The organism is Thermosynechococcus sp. B1 (genome assembly GCF_030322985.1).
Taxonomy (GTDB): Bacteria; Cyanobacteriota; Cyanobacteriia; order Thermosynechococcales; family Thermosynechococcaceae; genus Thermosynechococcus.
Genome location: NZ_CP096573.1, coordinates 2,045,746 through 2,065,215, shown reverse-complemented (window position 1 = coordinate 2,065,215; position 19,470 = coordinate 2,045,746). Strand labels below are relative to the sequence as shown.

The following is a 19,470-nucleotide window of genomic DNA, read 5'->3' as shown; positions in this document are numbered from 1 at the left end:
GGGGGCGATCGCCCCTTTGATCTATTCACCGCCAAAGGATTTGTGAGTTTATGCCCAGAATCGAGCAACGCTTTGATTATGTAAAAGTGTCTCTCGCGTCACCGGAGCGCATCATCCAATGGGGGCAGCGCACGCTCCCCAACGGTCAAGTGGTGGGCGAGGTGACTAAACCAGAAACCATTAACTATCGCACCCTCAAGCCAGAGATGGACGGCCTCTTCTGCGAGCGGATTTTTGGTCCTGCTAAGGATTGGGAGTGCCACTGCGGTAAATACAAGCGGGTGCGCCATCGTGGCATTGTCTGCGAACGTTGTGGCGTTGAAGTCACCGAATCGCGGGTGCGCCGCCATCGCATGGGCTACATTAAGTTGGCTGCCCCAGTGACCCATGTTTGGTATCTGAAGGGGATTCCCAGCTACATGGCGATCCTGCTGGATATGCCCCTGCGGGATGTGGAGCAAATTGTCTATTTCAATTCCTATGTGGTGCTAGATCCGGGCAATCACCCTAGCCTCAGCTACAAGCAGCTCCTAAGCGAAGATCAGTGGCAGGAAATTGAAGAAGAGATCTACAGCGAAGACTCGGAGCTAGAGGGTATTGAGGTGGGCATTGGGGCTGAAGCCATTCAACGCCTACTTCAGGATTTAGATCTGCAAAAAGAGGCCGACCAACTGCGGCAGGAAATCCTCAACTCCAAGGGGCAAAAACGCGCCAAGCTCATCAAACGGCTGCGGGTCATTGACAACTTCATTGCCACTGGAGCAAAGCCAGAGTGGATGGTTTTGACGGTAATTCCCGTGATTCCACCGGATCTGCGGCCAATGGTGCAGTTAGATGGTGGGCGCTTTGCCACCTCTGACCTGAATGACCTGTACCGCCGCGTCATTAACCGCAACAACCGCCTTGCCCGCCTGCAAGAGATTCTCGCCCCCGAGATTATTGTTCGGAATGAGAAGCGCATGCTTCAAGAGGCGGTGGATGCCCTGATTGATAATGGTCGTCGCGGTCGTACGGTAGTGGGCGCCAACAACCGTCCCCTGAAGTCCCTTTCCGACATTATTGAGGGGAAACAGGGTCGCTTCCGCCAAAACCTGCTGGGGAAACGGGTGGACTACTCCGGTCGTTCGGTGATTGTGGTGGGGCCAAAACTGCAAATGCACCAGTGCGGCCTGCCTCGGGAGATGGCCATTGAACTCTTCCAGCCCTTTGTGATTCACCGCTTGATTCGCCAACAAATTGTCAACAACATTAAGGCAGCGAAGCGGATGATCCAGCGCAATGACCCCCAAATTTGGGATGTGCTGGAGGAGGTGATTGAGGGTCACCCGGTGCTGCTCAACCGTGCCCCAACCCTCCACCGTTTGGGGATTCAGGCCTTTGAGCCAATTCTGGTGGAAGGGCGTGCCATTCAACTGCACCCCTTGGTGTGTCCTGCCTTCAACGCCGACTTTGACGGGGATCAAATGGCGGTGCACGTCCCCCTCTCGATTGAGGCCCAAGCGGAGGCGCGGATGCTGATGCTAGCCTCAAATAATATTCTGTCGCCGGCCACGGGCAAGCCGATTATTACCCCCAGCCAAGACATGGTTTTGGGTTGCTATTACTTGACGGCAGAAAATCCGAAGCTGCCAGATTATAGCGATCGCTACTATGCCAACTTCCAAGACGTGGTCATGGCCTACGAACAGGGACACTTGCCGCTCCATGCCTTTGTCTGGGTGCGCTACGACGGTGAGGTGGACGATGGCGACAGCAGTGAACCTCAGATTACGACCTATGAAGATGGTTCCCGTTTACTGGAGTATTCCCTGCGGCGAGTCAAGGAGGATGCCAACGGTCAACTGATTTCCCAATACATCCGCACCACCCCCGGTCGCATCATCTACAACCAAACGATTCAAGAAGCCCTAGCCAGTTAATTTGGGAGACCCCAACACCATGACTGAGAAAAAGCCTGTTTTCTTTAACCGCATCATTGACAAAAAAGGCTTGCGGAACCTAATTGCTTGGTCGTTTAGCAACTTTGGCACCGCCCGCACAGCGGAAATGGCCGACAAAGTCAAAGACCTTGGCTTTCGCTATGCCACCCGCGCCGGTGTCTCCATCAGTGTTGATGACCTGCTCGTGCCCCCGAAAAAACAGGAACTCCTCGAAGCCGCTGAAAAGGAAATTAAAACCGCTCAGGAGCGCTACTCGCGGGGTGAAATTACGGAGGTGGAACGCTTCCAGAAGGTGATTGACACTTGGAACACCACCAACGAAGAACTGAAAAACGAGGTGGTGCGGCACTTCCGTAATACTGATGTCCTCAACTCCGTGTACATGATGGCCTTCTCGGGGGCACGGGGAAACCTCTCGCAGGTGCGCCAGTTGGTGGGAATGCGGGGGTTAATGGCCAATCCCCAAGGGGAAATCATTGACCTGCCGATTAAAACCAACTTCCGCGAAGGGCTGACGGTGACGGAGTACATTATCTCCTCCTACGGTGCGCGTAAAGGACTAGTGGATACAGCACTGCGGACGGCGGACTCCGGTTACTTGACCCGGCGCTTGGTGGATGTCTCTCAAGATGTGATTATCCGCGAAGAGGATTGTGAAACGGAGCGGGGCATTACGCTGCGCAGTATGACGGTGGGGGATAAGGTACTAGCGCTAGAGGATCGGCTTTTGGGTCGAGTGGTGCTCAATGATGTCTGCCATCCGGAAACGGGCGAAGTGCTGGTGGCCAAAAATCAAGCCATCTCTGCTGATCTAGCGAAGAAAATTGTTGATGCGGGTATCGAAGAAGTAGTGGTGCGATCGCCCCTCACCTGCGAGGCCACTGGCTCTGTGTGTCGTCTTTGCTACGGCTGGAGCCTTGCCCATGCCCAACTGGTGGATATGGGAGAAGCGGTGGGCATTATTGCCGCTCAATCCATTGGTGAACCCGGTACGCAGTTGACCATGCGCACGTTCCACACTGGTGGGGTGTTTACGGGGGAAGTGGCTCGCCAAGAACGCGCTCCCTTTGCTGGCACGGTGGAGTACGGCAAGAAATTACGGGTACGTCCCTACCGCACTCGTCACGGGGATGATGCCTTTATTGTCGAAACCGCTGGCAAGCTTGTGATCAAAAGTGGTCAACAAAGCCAAGAATTTGACCTCTCCCAAGGGTCAATTGTGCTAGTGGCAGAGGGTGAAACCGTTGAAGCGGGTCAATTGTTGGCGGAAGTGGCGCAGGCCTCCCGCAGTGTCCGCAAGTCCACGGAGAAAGTGACCAAGGATGTGGCCTCGGATTTGGCGGGTCAAGTGAAGTTCGTCAACCTCGAGGCAGAGGAGAAGCGCGATCGCCAAGGCACCACAACGCGCATTGCCCCCAAAGGTGGCTTGATTTGGGTACTGTCTGGGGAAGTCTATAACCTGCCCCCCGGTGCGGAGCCGGTGGTGAAAAATGGCGATCGCATTGAAGCCGGGGCCGTGCTTGCAGAAACCACGGTGAAAACCGAGCATGGCGGTGTCGTGCGTCTCCCTGAGCAACAGGATAGCAAAGGCGGTCGCGAGGTGGAAATTATTACTGCCTCGGTGATGCTCGATAAAGCCAAGGTGCTCAAAGAAACCCAGCAGGGACGCGAGCATTACATTATTGAAACCGCCACTGGTCAGCGCTTCTCCTTGAAAGCTGCCCCCGGTACGAAAGTCGCCAATGGTCAAGTGGTGGCCGAACTCATTGACGATCGCTACCACACCACGACTGGCGGTATCCTCAAATATGCCGACATTGAAGTGGCCAAAAAAGGCAAAGCCAAGCAGGGCTACGAAGTCCTCAAGGGGGGGACGCTCCTGTGGATTCCCGAAGAAACCCATGAGGTAAATAAAGACATTTCGCTGCTCATGGTAGAGGACAACCAATACGTCGAAGCAGGGACGGAGGTTGTCAAGGACATCTTCTGTCAAAACAGCGGTGTCGTCGAAGTCATCCAGAAAAACGACATTCTGCGGGAAATTATTATCAAGCCCGGCGAACTGCACCTTGTGGATGATCCGGAAGCCGCGCGGCTGAAGCATGGTGTGTTGGCGCGTCCGGGTGAAGAGGTACTCCCCGGCCTTGTGGTTGAAACCCTCTCGCAAGTGGATTATCTGGAGGACACTCCCGAAGGACCAGCGATTCTGCTGCGCCCCGTCCAAGAATTTAGCGTGCCTGATGAGCCATCGGTACCCAGCCAAGACTCCAGTGATAGCTCAGGGCAGTCCATTCGCCTGCGGGCTGTGCAGCGGTTGCCCTACAAACACGATGAGCGAGTTAAATCCGTTGATGGCGTTGATCTGCTGCGGACACAGTTAGTCCTTGAAATTGGCAGCGAAGCCCCCCAACTGGCTGCTGACATTGAAATTGTGACGGATGAGGTGGATCCAGAAGCCCGGCGCCTCCAACTGGTGATTCTGGAATCCTTGGTGATTCGCCGTGACATTGCTGCCGATCAAACCCAAGGCAGTACGTTTACTTCCCTCTTGGTCAAGGATGGCGATCACATTGGCCCCGGTGCCGTGATTGCCCGCACGGACATCAAAGCCAAGCAGGCAGGTGAAGTGCAGGGGATCTTGCGCAGTGGGGAATCGGTTCGCCGTATTCTGGTCGTTACTGAGAGCGATCGCCTGCGGATCGAGACCAACGGGGCTAAACCCACGGTCAAAGTTGGCGATCTCGTGCGTCCCGGCGATGAACTGGCCAAGGGGGTGACTGCCCCAGAAACAGCAGCGGTCATGGCGGTGGCCGATGACCACGTGATCCTGCGCTTAGCCCGTCCCTACCTTGTCTCGCCGGGGGCAGTGCTGCAAATTGAGGACGGTGACCTTGTGCAGCGCGGGGATAACCTCGCCCTGTTGGTGTTTGAGCGGGCGAAAACGGGGGACATTATTCAGGGGTTACCTCGGATTGAAGAACTCCTTGAAGCGCGCCATCCCAAAGAAAAATGCGTGCTGGCTGTGCGCCCCGGCACCTGTCAAGTCACCTACAACAGTGATGACAGCGTAGATATCAAAGTCATTGAAGAGGATGGCACGATTCAGGAATACCCTGTCCTGCCGGGTCAAAACCCCTTGGTGGTGGATGGTCAAAAGGTCAATCTCGCTGACCCCCTCACCGATGGCCCTGTGGATCCCCACGACATCCTCTCCATTTACTTTGAGTACTACAAACCCCAAGGGTTGCTCAAAGCCGCCCAAATTAGCCTTGAGAAGGTGCAATCCTTCTTGGTCAACGAGGTGCAGTCGGTGTATCTCACCCAAGGGATTGAGATTGCCGATAAACACATTGAGGTGGTTGTCCGCCAGATGACCTCGAAGGTACGGATTGATGATGCCGGCGATACAATCGTTCTCTCTGGGGAACTCATGAGTCTGCGCCAAGCGGAGCAAGCCAACGAACCCATGGCACTCACCGGTGGTGCACCTGCCCAATATACCCCTGTCCTCTTGGGGATTACCAAGGCTTCACTGAATACCGATAGCTTTATTTCAGCCGCCAGTTTCCAAGAGACAACACGGGTACTCACGGAAGCGGCCATTGAAGGCAAGTCCGATTGGCTGCGGGGACTCAAGGAAAACGTCATCATTGGCCGTCTCATCCCAGCGGGCACCGGCTTCAACAGCTACGAGGAAAGTAGCAACGGCGACGAAGAGTGGGAAGAGGGTGAAGATCGCTTGGGTCAAACCCACGTTATCAGCCCTGAACCCGAACCCCCCTCAATGACGGTCAATGTGACCGCTGACCTCGGTGAGGATGTCCTCATTGACGATGAAACGGCGCCCCACGTGATTGAAAAAATCACTGGACGGACTCGCGATTTTGAATTCGCCAGTAGTGATGCTGACGATGAAGAGGACGAACTCGTAGACGAGGACGATGACTATGGGGAGGAAGAGGAGGATGACGCCTTTTAACTAAAACTCCCTTGACTAAAGAAGGCTACGGTAGAGGTGAGCACCTAATCTAGGAGCAAGCGATGGGTGCACTTGCCGTAGCTTTTTTTGGTCTCAGGTCGCAGATCATGCCGAACACCGCCGAACGTTTTGGCAGGGATGCGAGAAACCTGTGCCATACCTTAAAATTGGCAGTAGAGGGGTCAAAGTAAAAATCACGATTTCATGCCTGTTCCAGCGTATTCCAGCCTGAGGGCTGATCAGTTTCGTCATCCCCGCGATCGCGAGGCCACCCAAGCCCTCCAACAACTGCCGGGGTTAGATCTTCTCGTGCGATCGCTCCTAGGTTCGGTGGCGGAGCAGGCCTTTTATCTTGAAAATATTGGCAGCAGTCTGCGCCTAAGTGAACAGCAACTTCCAGACATTTACGGGCTTCATATCGAGGCTTGCCGCATTTTAGGCCTAGAGCCACCCCAACTGTATCTGAAACAGCATCCTGTCCCCAATGCCTATACCTTTGCCATGCGGGGCAAGCAGCCCTTTGTTGTACTGCACTCCTCCCTTGTGGAATTGCTGACACCCAAGGAATTGCAGGCAGTACTGGCGCACGAGTTGGGACATCTGAAGTGCGAGCATGGCGTGTATCTGACGATCGCCAACCTGCTGCTGTTTGCCACTAGTCAACTCTCCCCTTGGGGCTTGCTCTTGGCGCAAGGACTGCAAACCCAATTGATGCATTGGTTGCGCTGTGCTGAACTCACCTGCGATCGCGCGGCCTTGTTGGTGACTCAAGACCCGCGTATTGTGGCCTCGGTGCTGATGAAACTCTGTGGTGGCTCGCCGCAGTGGAGCGATCGCCTGAATCTCGATGCCTTCATTGCCCAAGCGCGTGACTATGAGGCCGCTGATCGGGGTTGGTACAACCTTTTCAAGGAATTGCAGGCCAGTCAACTGACTCACCCACTACCGGTGCTGCGGGCACGGGAAATTCTAGATTGGGCGGAAACGCAGCAGTACGATCGCCTCGTCAAGCAATTACACCCTGTTCATCAATAACGATGGCCAAACCGATTCCCTATCAACCCCTTCTGCTACGCCTTGCCCATGGGGCGATCGCGATTTTGGCACTCCTCGCTCTCATCTCAGGGTTTTGGGTCTACAACACCTACGATGGCCGCTGGGGATCACTGCCCCTACCCAAGATTCCCGATATTCAAGGCCTCCACGGGACGATTGCCCTCGTCCTTTTATTGCTGTTTCCCCAGAAGTGTTGAATCCTGCAACAAAACTTAACATTTTAAGTGACCAGTAGCTCTGGCTGCCAATCAAAGCTCCAATGCACTATTGAGCAGCGACGACTGAGTTCCAGTTGCAAATATCGCAATTTGTCTAATAGCTTCTTCCCAAAGTATTCAGGTATCTCCACCAGCTCTAAAATTAAATAGGCAATTAAAACCATATAAATCTGATTTATCACCCCGTTCAAACTCTTCGTAATCAACTTGTCTAATGATAAATGCATCTTCAGAAATTTCCATAGGTTCTCAATCGCCCACCGATGCCGATATAACTCACTCACTTCCTCATCACTCAGCTCCTTTAGATTTGTCGCTATACGAAACTCCGTTTGATTCTCGTCAAAAAATTGAACCACGCGATATCTCTCATGATTGAGCTTCATTCTCATGTTATTCTTGATACGTACAACAAATGGGCACTTCCTCTCACTTAGTCGCTCTAAAAATTGCCAGCTCGCAAACCCTCTATCCATGATTACAACAGCATTCTCAGGGATCATTTCTAGAATCTCCTCTTGAAAGCTCAGGTCATGTCTCTCCCCAAAAGAAATCACCGCTTTACCCATGATGTTCTCTGTTAAATCAAATCCCGTAAGTAACTTCACTTGATGATATTTATAGAACCAAAAGAGTTTACTCGTCAGGGTAATGATGGTTGAATCGATAGGAAACAGCGTCATGCTTGAAGTACGATGTCTCTTTTGAGCTTGAGACATCAGTTGAGTGTAAATCCCCTCAAATAAGCTGGTTGTCCGAGTTTTGTTGGCTTTGGAAAACGTGGACATATCCACTGTAATCCCTGCATGATTCAAGCGATAAAATAAGGCTCTCATACTGGTTAACCCTTGGTCGAGAACGTAGGTCAACCAGATTTTGAAGAACAATTGAGAGTTCAGCACGGGGTAGTCACAGGGGCTGAGCCGATTGAGAATGGACTTGACAAGAGTTGCAAAAGATGCCATAGTAAATTGATTTTTTCTTCTTCTTTTAAGGGAAGAATATGACATTTCTTCCCTTTTTTCTAGCCTCTCAAACTATCTTTCAACACTTCTGCTGTTTCCCTTCTTTGCGCTCTACTGCTTTCATTGGGGCGATCGCCGGCTGTTGCACAAGAAATCCTTGGCGCAACTTTCCCAAGGGAATTGGCACGCTTGGCAACGGTTGGCAAATACCCTAATGCTGGTGGCGGTCACGTTTGCCCTTATCAGCGGGCGGATGATGCAGGAGGAGTGGTTGCCCACAGGCGAGCTAAATCGAGGCTGGTACTTGGCTCATTTAGGGGCTTGGAGTGTGGTGCTCCTGAGTTTGCTGTCTCACTTGATTCTGGGGGCAAAGGCAGGGGGGCGGCCACTTTTGGTTTCAATGGTGAGTTTTGCAATCCGCCCAGAGGATCGGCGGATCGGGAACTGGTGGCGTGGCGGTAGGCTCAAGCCTTCCAATCAAGTGTTGTTGGGCCTAGAAATTGTTATTTTGCTGGGGATTGTGATTGCTTTTGTTTTGCCCGCTATCATAACTGCTCGATAATGCCCCGCAGGCGATCGTAGTCATCCTTGAGGAGTCGGTTCAGGTATTGCGCTGCCTGCACCAGCCACTGGCGATCGCGCTGGCGGAGTTGATACAAGGAACGCAGCGTTGCCGCCACCAAAGCATCGCCGGGACCATAGCGCAGGGTCAACAGTGTTCGCAAAAAGGTCAATGTGCCACTGAAGGCAATCACTTCCTCAACAGGACAGCCATAGACCTGCTGGTGCATTTGGGGTGGGTGGGGGGGCAAATGGTGATAAAAGTGTTCTTGTTCCTGAAAGCCAGTGATGGCGATCGTGATCTCAGTTTTCAACATGGCAAAAATATGGGGCTGCTCTTGCCGTAGTTGCTCTAGGGATAGCCCCAAGGCGGTGGCACGGTGAATGGTGTCAATGGGAGCCGTTACTACATAGGCAACAACGCCATAAATGACGCGATCACCTTCAGGAATCCGCACCCAACTACCCAAGGCGGGCACTAGGGGAAAATCGAGGCTAGCGGGTTCGTGGCACTGGGCAATGCAGTGATCCGTTGCGGTTTGGATAATTTCCGCAAAGGGCTGGGGGGGAGGCGATCGCCGCGCCATCGTTTACTTTTTCGCTTTCGCTTTTTCCTTGGGCGTGGTCACCACTGGCTCTAGCTCACTAGTCTGAAAAGTAACCAATTTATCCCAGTTCCCGCCTTCAAAGAGCACTGCCACTTTGCCATCTGTAACCCGCTGTACAATCCCCTGAAATTGGTAGTAGGTATCGTTGGGATTGGTGACCTTCACGGTCATACCAGGGAGAATTGTCATTGCTAAGTCGCTGGCCATCGTCTTATCCCAAAGATGTTTATGTGAATTTATTATCTCCTGCCCTTGCCCCGTTCGCGCTTTGCTGAGGGGTAGCAAAGGATAAGTGTCAGCTATTGGTTTGATGATCTTTTCTTCAACGGAGAGGGAGGGATTCGAACCCTCGGATAGGAGTTACCTGCCTATCAACAGATTAGCAATCTGCCGCTTTCGACCACTCAGCCACCTCTCCTTTTTGAGGGTTCCTTATTGTAGATCAGTTTTCTCCCCCTTTTCAATCCTCGTGGTCTGCGGCTGTTGCTCTAGGGGGCGATCGCAATCGAGAATCCATGCTAGAGTTTTGCAGAATGGGTGTGTTGTGGGAGTGAAGCACATGGCTGTATGCTGGCAATCTTCAGCAGTGCTTAGGCGCAGTCCTACCGTGGCTAAGTTGAGCAGGTTGCACGTCTAAGTTCTCATGTTGAATGATCTTGCCCTGAATCCCCAAAAAATGCTGGTGTCGGGACTCCTCGCGATCGCCCCCGTGACGCTGTCTAGCTCGGTTCAAGCTACACCCACCACGACTCCAATGGCACAGGCATCTTCCCAAACGCCAGCCTCGGATGTCCTCACGCCTCTCGACCCCAATCCCGATAGACTGGCGCTTCCTGAGACGGTCAAGATTGATCTCAATCAACCCCTCACCCTCGAGCAAGCGATTGAGGTGGCGATTCGCAATAACATTGGCCTACAGATTAGTGAGCTACAACTACAACGGGCACGGGCACAACTGCGACAGGTGCAAGCACAGCTTTATCCCACCCTTGTGTTTCAAGCCAGCATTGGCCAAAATACCTCCCCCGGTGGCCAGCCTGCCTACCTGCCCCTCAACTTTCAGCAGCAACTCTCTTTACAACAGCAGCAACAGCAACAGGCGCAGCAACAGCTTCTCGCTCAGCAACTGGCCGCCAGCAGTATTTTGAATACTCAGGTGCAACGACTGCAACAGCGATTTCAAGGCCCCCAACTCACGGCGTTTTCGGATCAGCAAAACCTTGAGCTGCAACAGCAACTGCAACAACTGCAAAATAGTGCCAGTCAGGCGGCTACCCCCTCCAACTTCACTCCCATTACCCTTGCACCAGTAAATCAACTCAACTTTACGAACTTTTTCACCAATCTTTTTGGGGCGACGAGTGGGGCAACGTCGAATGCAGCCTTGGTGATGAACTATACGTTGTTTGCGGGGGGCGGGCGATCGGCGGCCATTGCAGCAGCTCGTGACCAAGTGCGCCTCAGTGAACTCGAGGTACAACGCCAACGCCAACAACTGATCCTTGATGTAACGAATGATTACTATTTGGCGCAACAGGCCAAGGTTCAGGTGCAAATTGGTGAAGCTGCCGTAGCCAATGCCCAAGTGACCCTGCGGGATGCGACGGCCTTTGAGCAAGCAGGGATTGGGACGCTCTTGGATGTGTTGACCGCAGAGGTGAGCCTTGCCAATGCCCAGCAAAACTTGAGCCAAGCGCGCAATTTGGAAATCACCACCCGGCGACAGTTGGCACAGCGATTGAATGTGAATCAGACGGTGGATGTGGCGATCGCTGACCGCGTTGAACCCGCTGAAGAATGGTCACTTTCCCTTGAGGATAGTATTCTCCTTGCCTATCAGAACCGTGTTGAGCTAGAGCAGCGGCTGCTACAGCGCACGATTGCCCTGAACAATCGTCAGGTAGTATTGGCGGCTACCCGTCCCCAACTGAGTCTCTTTGCCAGTGGCAATCTGCTGGACAAGGTCACGGATGATCTCGCACCTCGCTTTGGCTATGGGGTAGGACTGCAAATGCAATTAGACCTCTTTGATGGCGGCAATGCCCGTGCCAGTGCGGCTCGCCAAGAAGCCCTTGCAGCAACCGCTGAGGAACAATATGCCAATCAGAAAAACATCATCCGCCTAGAGGTGGAAACAGCCTACACCAATCTCAGAGCCAATGCGAAAAACATTGCTACAGCACGGACAGCGGTTACCCAAGCCACTGAAGGGCTGCGCCTCGCTCGGCTGCGTTTTCAAGCGGGGGTAGGAACGCAACAAGAAGTCACCAATGCCGAAACGAATTTGACCCAAGCCCAAGGGAACCTTCTTGCTGCCATTTTGAACTATAATCGCTCCCTAGCCGCATTAAAGCGGGCTGTGGGCTATCCAGAACAAACACGTTTAGGCGCAAGGCAATAAAGGATGGGCGATCGCAAGCGGGCATTAATTACGGGCATCACCGGTCAAGATGGATCTTATCTGAGTGAGCTACTCCTTGAGAAGGGCTATGAAGTCCACGGCATTATTCGCCGCACCTCCACATTTAACACCGATCGCATTGATCACATTTACGTTGATCCCCACCAAGAGGGGGCGGCCCTGCGCCTGCACTATGGCGATCTCACCGATGGCGGCACCCTACGGCGGATTTTAGAGTTAAGCCAGCCCGACGAAATTTACAATTTGGGGGCGCAATCCCATGTGCGGGTGAGCTTTGATGCGCCACAATACACCGTCGAAACGGTGGCCATGGGCACCCTGCGACTGCTAGAGGCCATTCGTGAATATCAAGAGCGCACGGGCAAACAGGTGAAGTTTTACCAAGCGGGGTCTTCCGAGATGTTTGGCTTGGTGCAGGAGGTGCCGCAGCGGGAAACAACGCCCTTTTATCCCCGCAGTCCCTATGCCTGTGCCAAGGTCTATGCCCACTGGCAAACGGTGAATTATCGCGAGGCCTATAATCTTTTTGCCTGTAATGGGATTCTCTTTAACCACGAGTGTGTGACTGGCACCACACCAGTGATTCTGCGGCGGCGGGGACTGATGGATATTCGGCCTATTGCCGATGTTGTTCCCCATCGCAGTGATCCCAAGCAGGGTAAACGCTACACAACCGACTTGGCACCCGAGGATCGCTTTGAGGTCTGGGATGCCGAAGGCTGGACCAGTGTGACCTGCATGACGGCCACTTGGAATGGCGGCGATAAAACCGTTCATCGGATCATGGCAGGGGCGGCTCTCTACGAAACAACTGCTGATCATCAAGTTTTTGTCCTCGATAGGGAAACGCCCTGCGCGAAGGAGACACAGCAGGTCCAGGTGGGCGATCGCCTTGCCCTCATTGATCTGCCCCCCGCTACAGAGCAAGTGGATGTCAGCCCCAGCGAAGCTTGGCTCCTCGGGATTCTAGTTGCAGAGGGGCATATTACCCCTGAAGGTAAAGTGAAAGTCGCTAACCAAGACCCAGAATTATTGGCGCGGGTCAGTGCCACATGGCGAAAAGTTGCCGCAGGATATACCAGTGAGTACACCGCTGCGAGCGGCTTCCCAAACGGTCAGCCTGTGACCCAACTGCATCTCAATGGCAATTGCGACTATGGCCGCTACCTCTACCCCCAAATCTATACCCGTGAGGGTCACAAGCGGATTCCCCAACGCATTCTCAACGCTGATCATGCGGCTCGCTTGGCGTTTCTTGAGGGCTTTAGCGCTGGGGATGGTTTGCGCAGTACCCCTTGTACCTATGAATTTCAGGGCTTTTGCACGGCTTCACCCGTATTGGCGGCAGGCCTCTATTGGTTGGTGAGCACCACCTTAGAGCAGCGTATTACCCTTTGCCTCGAAGAACGGGGCGATCGCATCTACTACAAGTTGAATTTGAACAGTCCCCAGACCACCCAATCGGGACAGCATCTCTGTAAACCCAAGGACGAAGTCATTAAAGCCCACGCGATCGCCCATGAAGGATGGGTATTCGATTTGGCAACCACCTCTGGCACCTTTCATGCCGGTATTGGCCAAGGCTGGATCCATAACTCCCCGCGGCGGGGTGAAACATTCGTGACCCGCAAAATTACCCGTGCGGTGGCTCGCATTGTCGCTGGCCAGCAAAACAAGCTCTATTTGGGCAACCTAGAAGCGAAGCGAGATTGGGGCTACGCCAAGGACTATGTGCGTGCCATGTGGCTGATGCTGCAACAGGAGAAACCCGATGACTATGTGGTGGCCACAGGTGAAACCCACTCCGTGCGGGAATTTTTAGAACTGGCCTTTGGTTATGTTGGTCTCAACTGGCAGGACTATGTGGAGTTTGACCCCCGTTATTTGCGTCCCACAGAGGTGGATTTACTCTTGGGGGATCCAACCAAAGCCAAAACCGTTTTGGGTTGGCAGCCCTCGGTTACCTTTCCGGAACTGGTGGCGTTGATGGTGGAAGCGGATCTCCATGCCGTGGGGATTCAAGGAACAACCCCCAAAACCACCTCCGACACCGTGCTGGATCTCATTGCCCAGCGGCAGTTTATCAGTAAGGCAGACTAGTGATGGATCTCAGTAAAAAAAGGATTCTTGTCACCGGTGGGGCGGGATTTTTGGGACGCCAAGTGGTGGCGCAGTTGCAAAACGCCGGGGCAGTGCCTGAGCAAATCACAGTGGTGCGATCGCGCGACTACGACCTACGCCAACTCTCTGCTTGCCAAGCCGTCGTTCAAAACCAAGATATTATCATTCACCTTGCTGCCCATGTGGGGGGAATTGGCCTCAATCAAGTCAAGCCCGCTGAACTCTTTTATGACAACCTGATGATGGGGGCACAACTCATTGATTGTGCCTATCGCGCGGGAGTCGAGAAATTCGTCTGTGTGGGGACGATTTGCGCCTATCCCAAATTTACCCCTGTTCCCTTCAAAGAAAGCGATCTTTGGAACGGCTACCCCGAAGAAACCAATGCCCCCTACGGCATTGCTAAAAAAGCCCTTCTCGTGCAATTGCAAGCCTATCGGCAGCAGTATGGCTTTAATGGTATCTATCTCTTGCCCGTGAATCTTTATGGGCCGGGGGATAACTTTGACCCCCTGAGTTCCCATGTGATTCCTGCTTTAATTCGCAAAGTTTACATTGCTCAGCAACAGGGGGAGAGGGTGATTCCCGTGTGGGGGGATGGCAGCCCTAGCCGCGAATTTCTCTATGTTGAAGATGCTGCCCGCGGGATTGTCATGGCCACCCAAGCCTACGATCATCCTGATCCGATTAACCTCGGTACGGGTGAAGAAATCACCATTAAGAATTTAGTTGAACTCATCTGCGACCTGATGGACTTTCAAGGCCAGATTGAATGGCAAACCGATAAGCCCAATGGTCAACCCCGCCGCTGCCTAGATACCACTAAGGCAAAAGAGGCCTTTGGGTTTCGTGCCCAAGTTTCCCTCAAAGAAGGCTTAGAACGTACAATTACTTGGTACCGTCAGCACGCTACGTCCCTATGAGACACTGGATCCAGCTTATTCAAGAGATTGCCCAAGACATCTTCCAAGAATTAGGCAGTGGTTTCAGCGAAGCCATCTATCAAAAAGCTTTTGAGGTTGCCCTGCGGGAACGGCAAATTGATTACGAAGAACAACGCAAGGTACCGATTTTCTTTCACGGTTATTTTGTGGGGGAGGCCATTCCCGATCTCATTGTGCGTGACAATGGCCAAGCGGTTGTAGTCGTTGAACTCAAGGCTGTTCAGAACATTGGCGATAAGGAAGTCAAGCAAGTCAAGAAGTATATAGAAACCCTCAAAATTCCTGTAGGGGTTGTCGTCAACTTTTCCACTTCTACAGCAGGGGATCGGCCGCAAATCATTGAAGTGAACCTATAGCTGTTCCAATAAAGAATGAGATATCATCCAGCACAATACTTGCGAATCACTTCATCAATCGAACTGTTTGACCCTGCATACATCCGCGCTCGCTTCAGCGCACTGAAGTCGTGCTCAATCACATTCAAATCAAGAGAGTATTTCGGTAAAAATAACACCTCGTGACCCGCCGCTTTCACCACTGCCTGAATCGCTCCTTTCGGATGAATCGGTGCATGATTCATACACCGTTCTTGGTAACGCATTTGTTTTTTTCGGGTGATGCCCATCTGGTCGAGGGCGTAACTAACAGCGATGGATGGTGGCGCGGCTCACCTGAAAGATTTGAGTCGCTTCACTGATTTTACCACCTTTCTTGATATATGAGACAACCCGCTCTCGTAAGTCCAAGGTATAGCTCATGTTCTTGAGTGATATTCATGAATTTTTGAGTATAGCCTATCCTTCTTGAAAATATCTCATTCCCTTTCGAAATGGCCATAGGTGACAACCAGCAGCTCGCTAATCTTACCGCGTTTGTGGTGATTGGAGTTGATCACACGGCTAGCTTTCAGTTCAATGCAGCGCCAAGATTGATACAGTTGCAGCATCGGTTCTACCCAAGCATTGCTGAGCATGACGTAGCATCCCCGTTGAGCCAACTCACCAACAACCTTAGCTAAGGCAATCTGTTCTGCTTCACCAAAGGGTTGATCGGTGTAGCTGGTGAAGCTGGCCGTTTTGGAAAGGGGATAGTAAGGCGGATCAAAGTAGATAAAATCCCCCGCCGTTGCCCAAGTTAAGACCTCTTGAAAATCCGCCACACTTAATGTCACGTTTTGCAGAGCAATGCTCGCTTGGCGCAGAGCCTCTGGATCAAAAATCTGGGGATTGCGATAACGACCCATGGGAACGTTGAACTGCCCCGCACGATTAACACGATAGAGGCCGTTAAAACAGGTTTTGTTCAGATAGATGAAGCGAGCCGCTCGCGCGAGGGGATCAAGTTGCTGCTGATCTAAGCTACGAATGTGGTAGTAAAAGGCTTCGCTGTGCTGCTGGCGATATGCCGTGAGTTCTTGAATTAAGTCCTCCACGCGATCGCGCACAATTTGGTAGCAGTTCATTAGTTCAGGGTTGCGATCGCTCAGCCGCGCCTGCTGAAACTGAAACTGCCCCTGTTGGGCTTGGCCAAAGAGATACCAGTAGAGTGCCGCGCTCCCACAAAACGGCTCAGCATAACAGCGACATTGATGGGGTAAATAGGGAGCCATTTGGCTCAACAATTGCGACTTGCCCCCCGCCCACTTGAGAAATGGTTTCGGGCTGAGGATTGTTGCTGTCCCCACTAGGCCGGTGGAAACAGGATGAACAACAGTCCCTGCTGCCCCACGAGCAATTCCCGTAGGAGCGTGACAATACCCACCCAGATAATGGGACTAATATCCACTCCCCCAAGGGGCGGCACGACGCGGCGAGTTGGTGCCAGCACAGGCTCTGAAAGCCAGTAAATCACTTTCAATGGCCCTTGGGTGAGGTTGATCTGGGGGTACCATGTGAGGACAATCCGCACCAGAAAGATCAGGGTAAAAAGGGCGAGGATGATTCCCAGTACCCAATTGATGACAACGACAGGCATTGGCATTGCTTACACTATCCCAAATCATTATCCCAAAAAATGATCAAGGGCAGCTTTAAGTTCTGCCAGTTCCTGATCAATGCGTCCCTCTTGAGCGGCACGAGTCACACATTCATTCAAATGCTCATCGAGAATCAGCCGTGCCACCCGATCCAACGCTCCCCGCACTGCGGCAATTTGAATCAGTACCTCTGGGCAAGGGCGACTATCCTGGACCATCGTTTTGATACCACGCACGTGCCCTTCAATGCGCGAGAGCCGATTGACGATCGCCCGCAGCGATTCCTCACTGTGATGATGGGGATGGGAATGTAGGGAAGGGGAAGAATGGGAATGAGATTCAGTGCCCACGGCAAACAGTCCTAAACAATAACAATCAGTACAACAATCAACCTATTGAACAGAATATTCAACAGATTAGGAACTAGGTGTTGTGTTGCTCCCTGTTGAAAATAATTTCTTAAATTCACTAAGCGTTGGCGATTCATAGCTGCCAGTTGTTGGCGCTGAGCAGGGCTGAGAACTTCTTGGACTTCTAAAGCAGCCGCAAAACGTGTTCGTTGCAGCATCTCCCGTAAGCTCATCACCAATGCCGCCGCTCAAACGCTTGATCTAGCCGCTTCAAGTCTTGCTGCAATGCTTGGGCGTTAACCGACGCTAAATCAGGGTTGGTCTGCTTTGCTTCAGTCAATCGTTGGCACTGCACGTTGAAGCTGGGGTAAGGGGCATCCGCTGGGATGATGTACTCGCTAACCAAAGAGCAGGCATTGACTGGACATTTGCGCGAAGCAATCCAGTTTTTGCGCTCCCTCAGCGCGTGATTCCAAACCCTGCGGCACACCTCTAGATCGTGGTCGATCTGCTTGGCCTGCTGCTGGGTTAGTTTTAGTTTGTACTCGTACGTCAGGGTGAGCATGAGTGGATTATAGCTATTAGTCGCGCCCGATGTTCGGTGCTAGCTCAATATATCCAGCAACAAGCTGAGATTGAGTGACTACTCCCTGCGGTCGCCCGCTGCCTCACCACCACCTAACCGCTTTGCGGTATAGACGGAGCACTGCGGCGAATTTTGGTAGCAAACTTGCTAGCTGCGCTTGGTTTTGGCCATGAATGTTACGGCTCTTTCCTAAATTTTCGAATGGGCGTTTGCCTTGGGCGTCACTCCCGTAACTGTTGTCCCTAGGGAAGTCGTGATAGTATCGGGACACATCCCCCGCAGGATTCAGTGGACGAACCAACGTGACAGAACCAATTTTTTGGTTGGCGGTGTCACTGGTATTAGTGGCCGTATGCTTGGCAGCCGTTCTGGTTGCTGCGATTCCGGCATTTATGGAATTGGCACGGGCGGCGCGCAGTGCCGAAAAGCTCTTTGATACCTTGGGGCGTGAACTGCCGCCTACCCTAGAAGCAATTCGCTTGACGGGTCTGGAGATTAGCGATCTCACCGATGACATTAGCCAAGGGGTAGAAAGTGCGGGCAATGTCGTCAAGCAGGTGGATCAAGGAATTGCAGCGGCAAAACGCCAAGTTCAAGAGGCGAAAGTGACCACCCGTAGTGTTTTTGCCGGGGTAAAAGCCGCATGGCAAACGTGGAATCGTCCCAGTCGCAAACCTTCGCGGTTGCCGCCGAGTCAATTCTCACCGCCGCCAGAGCGATCGCCCCAAGAACGCCGTGAGCAGGCCAAGGAAAGCTGAATCATCCCTTGGCGTAGAGTCGCCACTGGCTCAGCCCCTAGCTTGAGTTGATACTCCGTGGTTAAGAGAATCTGCAAACAGGCTTGAAGGGCCGGCAAAGCAACAGCGTTCACTTCTTTTTGCAGGAAATAGACCCGTTTCGGATTTCCCACTTCGGCGAGCTTGGCAATGCGTTGATTGTCGCGCTCATGGCTGAGCAACTTGACCCACAACCACGTGCGAAATTGTTTCGTCAGGGTGGCCAAAAGGCGCAAGGGGGGTTCATTTTGGAGTAGCAAGTCCTCCAGTTGGCTCAGGGCAGTGGCTGTGTCTCCCCGCAGCAGGGTACTGGCAAGGGTGAGGCTACTTTGTTGGGTGGCATGAACAAGGGTGGTGATGTCTTCAGCGGTAAGGGGGCGATCGCCCGCAAACAAGGCCAATTTTTCTAATTCATTGTGGAGTTGGCGACTGTCATTGCCCACGGCTTCGGCAAGCAGTTGTATTCCTTCTGGGGGCAGGCGGACTGGATAGCGTTGAGCCGCCTCACGGATCTGCTGTTCAATCTCAGGGGTTTTCCAAGCGGCAATCGGACTAAATTCCTGAATCGTGCCATGCTGTTGCAGCAGCTTGACGGCTTTACTGCGGCTGTCGGGTTTTTGGCTACTGGTGAGCAGTAAATGACAGTTCGGAGGAACTTGCGGCAAGGTGAGTTCTAAATCTGCGAGTAGTTCCGCACTACAGCGTTGACCCAAGGTCGTATTCACCAGCCACACCAAGCGATCGCCTTCTCCAAAGGGCGGCGTCATCACCTGCGCCAACGCGGCTTGAACGGCCTCAGCATCCTCCCCAGCAAATTTTTCGAAGTTAAAACTCTCCCACAGGGGATCAACCACCCGCTGCCGTAGGTCTTTGACGGCCTGCTCGAGTCGAAATTGATCTTCTCCCCAGTAGAAGTAAACGGGCATGATGCGGAAATTTTCCCTTATCCACTAGGATAAAGACATTGTG

At 52.7% G+C, this 19,470-nt stretch carries 17 protein-coding genes, 1 tRNA gene and 5 pseudogenes; 11 read left to right on the top strand and 12 right to left on the bottom strand.

The window, feature by feature from the left end; translation table 11 throughout:
* Nucleotides 1-50 precede the first annotated feature (50 nt).
* The 4 genes and pseudogenes from M0644_RS10270 to M0644_RS10255 form a co-directional block, all read left to right on the top strand.
* Nucleotides 51-1,919, top strand: a complete 1,869-nt coding sequence (locus tag M0644_RS10270) for a DNA-directed RNA polymerase subunit gamma (RefSeq protein WP_286625599.1) — start codon at nucleotides 51-53, stop codon at nucleotides 1,917-1,919.
* 19 nt (nucleotides 1,920-1,938) lie between these two features.
* The gene (locus tag M0644_RS10265) at nucleotides 1,939-5,919 is read left to right on the top strand and encodes a DNA-directed RNA polymerase subunit beta'' (protein WP_286625598.1); all 3,981 of its coding nucleotides are present in this window, start codon (nucleotides 1,939-1,941) and stop codon (nucleotides 5,917-5,919) included.
* Between the two features lie 204 nt (nucleotides 5,920-6,123).
* Complete coding sequence (locus tag M0644_RS10260) at nucleotides 6,124-6,954, top strand: M48 family metallopeptidase (protein ID WP_286625595.1); 831 nt, start codon at nucleotides 6,124-6,126, stop codon at nucleotides 6,952-6,954.
* Nucleotides 6,955-6,956: 2 nt separating this feature from the next.
* A pseudogene (locus M0644_RS10255) lies at nucleotides 6,957-7,160 on the top strand (cytochrome b/b6 domain-containing protein); the annotation flags it as partial.
* Nucleotides 7,161-7,195: 35 nt separating this feature from the next.
* Here the strand turns inward: M0644_RS10255 and M0644_RS10250 are convergent.
* Nucleotides 7,196-8,203, bottom strand: a complete 1,008-nt coding sequence (locus tag M0644_RS10250; RefSeq protein WP_399373867.1) for a transposase — start codon at nucleotides 8,201-8,203, stop codon at nucleotides 7,196-7,198.
* Between the two features lie 97 nt (nucleotides 8,204-8,300).
* On the opposite strand from M0644_RS10250, the gene M0644_RS10245 reads away from it, so the two are divergent.
* Nucleotides 8,301-8,720: a hypothetical protein gene (locus tag M0644_RS10245; RefSeq protein WP_286625592.1), complete on the top strand. Its 420-nt coding sequence runs from the start codon at nucleotides 8,301-8,303 to the stop codon at nucleotides 8,718-8,720.
* Here M0644_RS10245 and M0644_RS10240 read toward each other — a convergent pair.
* The 3 genes from M0644_RS10240 to M0644_RS10230 all read right to left on the bottom strand — a co-directional run bounded on the left by M0644_RS10240 (nucleotide 8,704) and on the right by M0644_RS10230 (nucleotide 9,745).
* Nucleotides 8,704-9,306 carry an HAS-barrel domain-containing protein gene (locus M0644_RS10240; RefSeq protein WP_149820538.1) on the bottom strand — a complete coding sequence of 201 codons (603 nt, stop codon included), beginning with the start codon at nucleotides 9,304-9,306 and terminating at the stop codon, nucleotides 8,704-8,706. The two genes, M0644_RS10245 and M0644_RS10240, sit on opposite strands and share 17 nt — an antisense overlap.
* 3 nt (nucleotides 9,307-9,309) lie before the next feature.
* Complete coding sequence (gene ndhS, locus M0644_RS13225; protein ID WP_286627186.1) at nucleotides 9,310-9,642, bottom strand: photosynthetic/respiratory NAD(P)H-quinone oxidoreductase subunit S; 333 nt, start codon at nucleotides 9,640-9,642, stop codon at nucleotides 9,310-9,312.
* Nucleotides 9,643-9,653: 11 nt separating this feature from the next.
* Nucleotides 9,654-9,745 (bottom strand) — tRNA-Ser (locus M0644_RS10230).
* Between the two features lie 225 nt (nucleotides 9,746-9,970).
* Here M0644_RS10230 and M0644_RS10225 point away from each other — a divergent pair.
* The 5 genes and pseudogenes from M0644_RS10225 to M0644_RS10205 all read left to right on the top strand — a co-directional run bounded on the left by M0644_RS10225 (nucleotide 9,971) and on the right by M0644_RS10205 (nucleotide 15,170).
* Entirely contained in the window at nucleotides 9,971-11,728 is a 1,758-nt protein-coding gene (locus M0644_RS10225; RefSeq protein WP_286625590.1) for a TolC family protein, read from the top strand.
* A 3-nt stretch (nucleotides 11,729-11,731) separates the two neighbouring features.
* Nucleotides 11,732-12,307: pseudogene (locus M0644_RS10220) on the top strand (GDP-mannose 4,6-dehydratase); the annotation flags it as partial.
* 1,032 nt (nucleotides 12,308-13,339) lie between these two features.
* Nucleotides 13,340-13,849: pseudogene (locus M0644_RS13220) on the top strand (GDP-mannose 4,6-dehydratase); the annotation flags it as partial.
* Nucleotides 13,850-13,851: 2 nt separating this feature from the next.
* On the top strand, nucleotides 13,852-14,793 hold the full coding sequence (locus M0644_RS10210) for a GDP-L-fucose synthase (RefSeq protein ID WP_286625588.1): 942 nt from the start codon (nucleotides 13,852-13,854) through the stop codon (nucleotides 14,791-14,793).
* Nucleotides 14,790-15,170, top strand: a complete 381-nt coding sequence (locus M0644_RS10205; RefSeq protein ID WP_286625587.1) for a GxxExxY protein — start codon at nucleotides 14,790-14,792, stop codon at nucleotides 15,168-15,170. The genes M0644_RS10210 and M0644_RS10205 overlap by 4 nt, the downstream gene beginning before the upstream one ends.
* 23 nt (nucleotides 15,171-15,193) lie before the next feature.
* On the opposite strand, the pseudogene M0644_RS13215 reads toward M0644_RS10205, so the two are convergent.
* The 7 genes and pseudogenes from M0644_RS13215 to M0644_RS10175 all read right to left on the bottom strand — a co-directional run.
* Nucleotides 15,194-15,394 (bottom strand): annotated as a pseudogene (locus M0644_RS13215) (transposase); the annotation flags it as partial.
* 61 nt (nucleotides 15,395-15,455) lie between these two features.
* On the bottom strand, nucleotides 15,456-15,572 hold the full coding sequence (locus tag M0644_RS13210; RefSeq protein WP_399362138.1) for an IS630 transposase-related protein: 117 nt from the start codon (nucleotides 15,570-15,572) through the stop codon (nucleotides 15,456-15,458).
* A 56-nt stretch (nucleotides 15,573-15,628) separates the two neighbouring features.
* Entirely contained in the window at nucleotides 15,629-16,498 is an 870-nt protein-coding gene (locus M0644_RS10195; RefSeq protein WP_149820525.1) for a DNA adenine methylase, read from the bottom strand.
* The gene (locus M0644_RS10190) at nucleotides 16,498-16,794 is read right to left on the bottom strand and encodes a YggT family protein (RefSeq protein WP_149820523.1); all 297 of its coding nucleotides are present in this window, start codon (nucleotides 16,792-16,794) and stop codon (nucleotides 16,498-16,500) included. Before M0644_RS10190 ends, M0644_RS10195 begins: the two co-directional genes overlap by 1 nt.
* Before the next feature lie 21 nt (nucleotides 16,795-16,815).
* The gene (locus M0644_RS10185; protein ID WP_149820521.1) at nucleotides 16,816-17,139 is read right to left on the bottom strand and encodes a metal-sensing transcriptional repressor; all 324 of its coding nucleotides are present in this window, start codon (nucleotides 17,137-17,139) and stop codon (nucleotides 16,816-16,818) included.
* A gap of 11 nt (nucleotides 17,140-17,150) precedes the next feature.
* Nucleotides 17,151-17,372, bottom strand: a complete 222-nt coding sequence (locus tag M0644_RS10180) for a hypothetical protein (RefSeq protein WP_149820518.1) — start codon at nucleotides 17,370-17,372, stop codon at nucleotides 17,151-17,153.
* A 14-nt stretch (nucleotides 17,373-17,386) separates the two neighbouring features.
* Nucleotides 17,387-17,704 (bottom strand): annotated as a pseudogene (locus M0644_RS10175) (helix-turn-helix domain-containing protein); the annotation flags it as partial.
* 323 nt (nucleotides 17,705-18,027) lie between these two features.
* Between M0644_RS10175 and M0644_RS10170 the strand changes: the two are divergent.
* Entirely contained in the window at nucleotides 18,028-18,483 is a 456-nt protein-coding gene (locus M0644_RS10170) for a hypothetical protein (protein WP_286625585.1), read from the top strand.
* Here M0644_RS10170 and holA read toward each other — a convergent pair.
* Nucleotides 18,420-19,427, bottom strand: coding sequence for a DNA polymerase III subunit delta (holA, locus tag M0644_RS10165; RefSeq protein WP_286625584.1), 1,008 nt, complete (start codon nucleotides 19,425-19,427; stop codon nucleotides 18,420-18,422). The genes M0644_RS10170 and holA overlap by 64 nt on opposite strands.
* Nucleotides 19,428-19,470: the final 43 nt, after the last annotated feature.

Bases quoted from the DNA above. Each gene is read 5' to 3' on its own strand.
- M0644_RS10270 (WP_286625599.1), top strand. From the start codon at position 51: ATGCCCAGAATCGAGCAACGCTTTGATTATGTAAAAGTGTCTCTCGCG.
- M0644_RS10265 (WP_286625598.1), top strand. From the start codon at position 1,939: ATGACTGAGAAAAAGCCTGTTTTCTTTAACCGCATCATTGACAAAAAA.
- M0644_RS10260 (WP_286625595.1), top strand. From the start codon at position 6,124: ATGCCTGTTCCAGCGTATTCCAGCCTGAGGGCTGATCAGTTTCGTCAT.
- M0644_RS10250 (WP_399373867.1), bottom strand. From the start codon at position 8,203: ATGTCATATTCTTCCCTTAAAAGAAGAAGAAAAAATCAATTTACTATG.
- M0644_RS10240 (WP_149820538.1), bottom strand. From the start codon at position 9,306: ATGGCGCGGCGATCGCCTCCCCCCCAGCCCTTTGCGGAAATTATCCAA.
- M0644_RS10225 (WP_286625590.1), top strand. From the start codon at position 9,971: ATGTTGAATGATCTTGCCCTGAATCCCCAAAAAATGCTGGTGTCGGGA.
- M0644_RS10210 (WP_286625588.1), top strand. From the start codon at position 13,852: ATGGATCTCAGTAAAAAAAGGATTCTTGTCACCGGTGGGGCGGGATTT.
- M0644_RS10205 (WP_286625587.1), top strand. From the start codon at position 14,790: ATGAGACACTGGATCCAGCTTATTCAAGAGATTGCCCAAGACATCTTC.
- M0644_RS13210 (WP_399362138.1), bottom strand. From the start codon at position 15,572: ATGAGCTATACCTTGGACTTACGAGAGCGGGTTGTCTCATATATCAAG.
- M0644_RS10190 (WP_149820523.1), bottom strand. From the start codon at position 16,794: ATGCCAATGCCTGTCGTTGTCATCAATTGGGTACTGGGAATCATCCTC.
- M0644_RS10180 (WP_149820518.1), bottom strand. From the start codon at position 17,372: ATGAGCTTACGGGAGATGCTGCAACGAACACGTTTTGCGGCTGCTTTA.
- holA (WP_286625584.1), bottom strand. From the start codon at position 19,427: ATGCCCGTTTACTTCTACTGGGGAGAAGATCAATTTCGACTCGAGCAG.